The organism is Occallatibacter sp. (assembly GCF_049802275.1).
Taxonomy (GTDB): domain Bacteria; phylum Acidobacteriota; class Terriglobia; order Terriglobales; family Acidobacteriaceae; genus Telmatobacter.
The window spans coordinates 1-3761 of record NZ_JBARMD010000201.1; the positions used below are offsets into that span (position 1 = coordinate 1).

A 3761-nucleotide genomic window follows, 5' to 3' on the forward strand; every position below is an offset into this window, starting at 1 on the left:
GTCCATCTTGTGAATCCGCCGCTTCTCCCAATCTGAAAATCGCCTCTGAGTACTCACCTAACCGCGCCCCTTTTCGCTGGTCCGGCGCGCCCTTTACAATCCAATTGAAATGTCCACAACCCAAACTGAGCTCTGGAACAGCCCCTCATTCACGATTGAACGAATCGAAGGCCAAGCCCCGCGCACCGTGATCTACCGCATAACCGGGTCGTTTAACGCACGCGACATGTACGGCTCCATGAAGCAGGTCGCCCTCGGAAACATATTCGAATTCAAGCCCCTCCCGGGCACAGAGACACCCGCACTGCACATTTTCGATATCTCCAAAGTCCCGCAAATGGACTCCTCTGCCCTGGGAACGATCGTCAGCCACTTCATCAGTTGCCGCAACAAGGGAATACGCGTCGTCGTCGTCGGACCGAACCCGAACGTGATTCAGCTTTTCAAATTCACCAAGGTCGATACTCTCCTTCCCATGGCCGCTACAATCGAAGACGCGCTAGGCTCGTGATTCTCAATTGCGACAGCGCGAGTCGATCCTTCTCGGATATCTGCGAAGAGCGATCCCTTCACGCACCTGAGAATGGCCAAGGCGCCTGAGATGGCCCCGGTTCCAGTTCAATCCCCCAATCCAGCTCGATACCTCGTTCGCTTCGACGATCTCTGTCCGACCATGTTGAATGATCGATGGGCGCGATTCCTGTCGATCATTACGCGGTATGGAATCCGACCGATTCTCGCCATCATTCCCAGTAATCAGGATCCCGCCCTCATCCTGCAGGCGCCGGATCCCGACTTCTGGGATCGAATGCGATCACTCGAAGCTGCCGGAGCCACCATCGCTATGCATGGCTACCGGCACCTCTGTACCAGTCATGGCAAGCCCCTTCTCAGGCTGCACCAGGAAACTGAATTCGCAGGCGTCGAAGAATCGCAGCAGCGGAAATGGATTCGTTCCGGACTTGGGCTCCTTCGCGAAAACGGCCTCAACCCGCGTTTGTTCGTTGCCCCCCGTCACGGATTTGATCTCCACACCCTCCGTGCCCTTGCCGCCGAGGGTCTCGGAATCCTGTCCGATGGTTTCGCCCACCGCCCCGTCATGCGCCACGACGTCCTCTGGATTCCACAGCAGCTTTGGGAGCCGGTCAGAAAAGAGACCGGGCTCTGGACCATCTGCATTCATACCAATACCGCAACTTCCGCTCTCGAGAGCAAGCTGGAGAGATTTCTCGCAGAACACGCTGGTCAATTCACCACTTTCGACCGAGTGATTGCCGATAACCAGCCAACCCGGCTCAGCTGGACTGAGCAGCTCGGAGAAATTCTGGCAAACCTGCGCTTTCGATTCTCTGCGAAAAAATACCGACGGAAGCACTCCGCCTCCTGCTGAATTGAACGAAACCGCTCACAAAAACAGGTCAGGCCTGAGGCGAGCGCTGCCATCATTAGCACGATCTTCGAAATTCGAGGCGAGTTCCACCTGCTTTAGCGAAAGCATCAAAGGCATTGGGGTTTAAACTTGCATTGCTAATGCGCGTCTTCGGCATCGACTGTGGAACCGAGATTACGGGCTTCGGCGTGGTGGATTCGGATGACTCCGGCCCATTGACCCGCATCGTTTGCAAGACCTGTGGGGCGATCCGTCTCGCCAAATCACTCTCGACGTCTGAAAGGCTCGCCGAAGTTCATCGCACTCTCTCCGCGGAGTTGGAGCGCTGGCAGCCGGAAGTGGTTGCAATTGAAGAGGTCTTCTACTCCGTCAACGCAAAGTCGGCGCTCAAACTGGGACAGGTGCGTGGTGTTGCTTTGCTGGCCGCAGCTCAACGCCGTCTGCCGGTAGCAGAGTACGCGCCGCTCAGTATAAAGTCTTCAGTTGTGGGCTACGGACTCGCAAAAAAAGAACAAGTCCAGTTCATGGTGGCGCGGCTTCTTAACCTGCCCGAGCTACCCCAACCGGCCGATGCAGCCGATGCTCTGGCGATTGCCATCTGTCACCTGCATACTGCTCAGACGATTGCTCTGCAGGAGGGCCGGCGGTGAAAATTGCGTGGCTTGCCCTGATGTCGTTGCTGGTTGCATTGTCTGCCCCCGCAGATTCCCCCCCTGTCATCCGTATGGACTTCTCCAACCCGGCACTCTACCCGGCACAATGGACTCTGGTTCTCCACCCCGATGGCAGCGGCCATTTTCACGCTGAGGGCGGCAAAAAGCCCAGCGATCAAAACGGTATGATCCTGCCCGCCGTTGTCGATCGTGATGTGAACCTGAGCAGCGACTTCGCCGGTCACATTTTCCAGGCTGCCCATAATAAACACCTTCTGAGCGGCAATTGCGAAAGCCACCTGAAAGTCGCATTTCAGGGACTGAAGAAGATCAGCTACAGTGGTCCCGACGGGCATGGCGGCTGCGAGTTCAACTACTCCTCAACCAAGGAAATTCAGGAACTGGGCGATTCCCTCGTAGGCGTAGCATCGACTCTGATCGAGGGTGCCCGGCTTGAATTGCTGTTGCAGCACGATCCTCTGGGTCTCGATAAGGCTATCCAATATGTTGTTGAAGCATCAGACGACGGCCGCTTGCAGCAGATTTGTACCATCCGGGGTATTCTCGAGCGCCTGCAAGACGATCCCCACGTGCTGGAAAGAGTACGAAAGAGGGCTCACATGCTGTTGGCGCGCTCTGGCAGCTGAAAATGCCCTGCTTTTGAGAAATTGGGCGCGACTTTTCATGCATTTCCAGTGTCTGAATGGGTGTGGGCTCCTCGCGATGGGCGAATCTGCTATCGGAGGCGAAGGAAAGGGTGGGGGCTCCATGAATAGATTAGAAAAGATTTGGTTCAGGCCAGCCGCCGGGCTTCTGGGGCTGGCTTTGTTTTTGGCGGCGACCGTCTCTCTCACAGCGCAGCAGCCTGATCCAAACGTACTCGCCGCACGCCTGAGCTTTGTAGACGGCGACGTACAGCTGTCGCATGGCAACCAGATTATTGCTGATCCGGCCCTGACCAATACCCCCCTGTTCCAGGGAACCGTGATCACGGCTAAAGAGGATGGCAAGGCTGAACTGCAGTTCGATGACGGCAGCGTAGTCCGGATCTCGCCGAACAGTTCTCTCAAAATCATGGAACTCCGGCAGGATGGCGGAACCGGTAAGACGGATTTGCTGCTCCAAAGCGGCTTGGCTTTCTTCGAGTTCCAGGGCGATACCTCTGCGAGCAGCATGGTTGTGCACTTTGGCGACAGCGCTGTGACCGCCAGCGGATTCACCCTGCTGCGCATCAGTCTAGACAATCTTCCAGGTGAGTTGGCCGTGTTCTCCGGCAACGCTCATCTTGAGCATGGGAATGCACTTTCACTCGACCTGCACGGCGGTGAGAGCCTGACCTTCAACGCTGCGGAACCCAATCTTTACAACCTGGCGGAGACCATTGAACCCGACTCATGGGATGCCTGGAATGCCGACCGCGATCAGGTGCTGACATCGCAGGAAGCCGCCAAGACCGCCGCCAGCGGCAGCGCGCCTAACAGCAATAATCCGGCCTGGAGCGACCTCGATGCCAATGGCAACTGGTACGACGTCCCCGGCCAGGGCTATGTATGGTCTCCTGCCGAAGCCGCTTCAGGTAATTGGGATCCTTACGGCTGTGGCAACTGGGTCTGGACGCCGCAGTTCGGTTACGTCTGGGTCTCATGCGAACAATGGGGCTACCTCCCCTACACGAGCGGCTACTGGAATTATTACGATGCCTTCGGCTGGGGTTGGAC

The 3761-nt window shown here is 56.8% G+C and carries 5 protein-coding genes; all 5 read left to right on the forward strand.

The genetic code is table 11. The features are described 5' to 3' along the window. The first annotated feature begins 109 nt into the window (after positions 1–109). Positions 110–511: an STAS domain-containing protein gene (locus tag WA354_RS06705; protein WP_472812231.1), complete on the forward strand. Its 402-nt coding sequence runs from the start codon at positions 110–112 to the stop codon at positions 509–511. A 162-nt stretch (positions 512–673) separates the two neighbouring features. After that, positions 674–1390: a DUF2334 domain-containing protein gene (locus WA354_RS06710; RefSeq protein ID WP_472812234.1), complete on the forward strand. Its 717-nt coding sequence runs from the start codon at positions 674–676 to the stop codon at positions 1388–1390. Between the two features lie 140 nt (positions 1391–1530). Further along, on the forward strand, positions 1531–2040 hold the full coding sequence (ruvC, locus tag WA354_RS06715) for a crossover junction endodeoxyribonuclease RuvC (protein WP_472812235.1): 510 nt from the start codon (positions 1531–1533) through the stop codon (positions 2038–2040). Then, positions 2037–2690, forward strand: coding sequence for a hypothetical protein (locus tag WA354_RS06720; RefSeq protein WP_472812232.1), 654 nt, complete (start codon positions 2037–2039; stop codon positions 2688–2690). The genes ruvC and WA354_RS06720 overlap by 4 nt, the downstream gene beginning before the upstream one ends. A gap of 121 nt (positions 2691–2811) precedes the next feature. Then, positions 2812–3761: DUF6600 domain-containing protein (locus WA354_RS06725; RefSeq protein WP_472812233.1), on the forward strand; the 950-nt coding region annotated here is incomplete at its 3' end.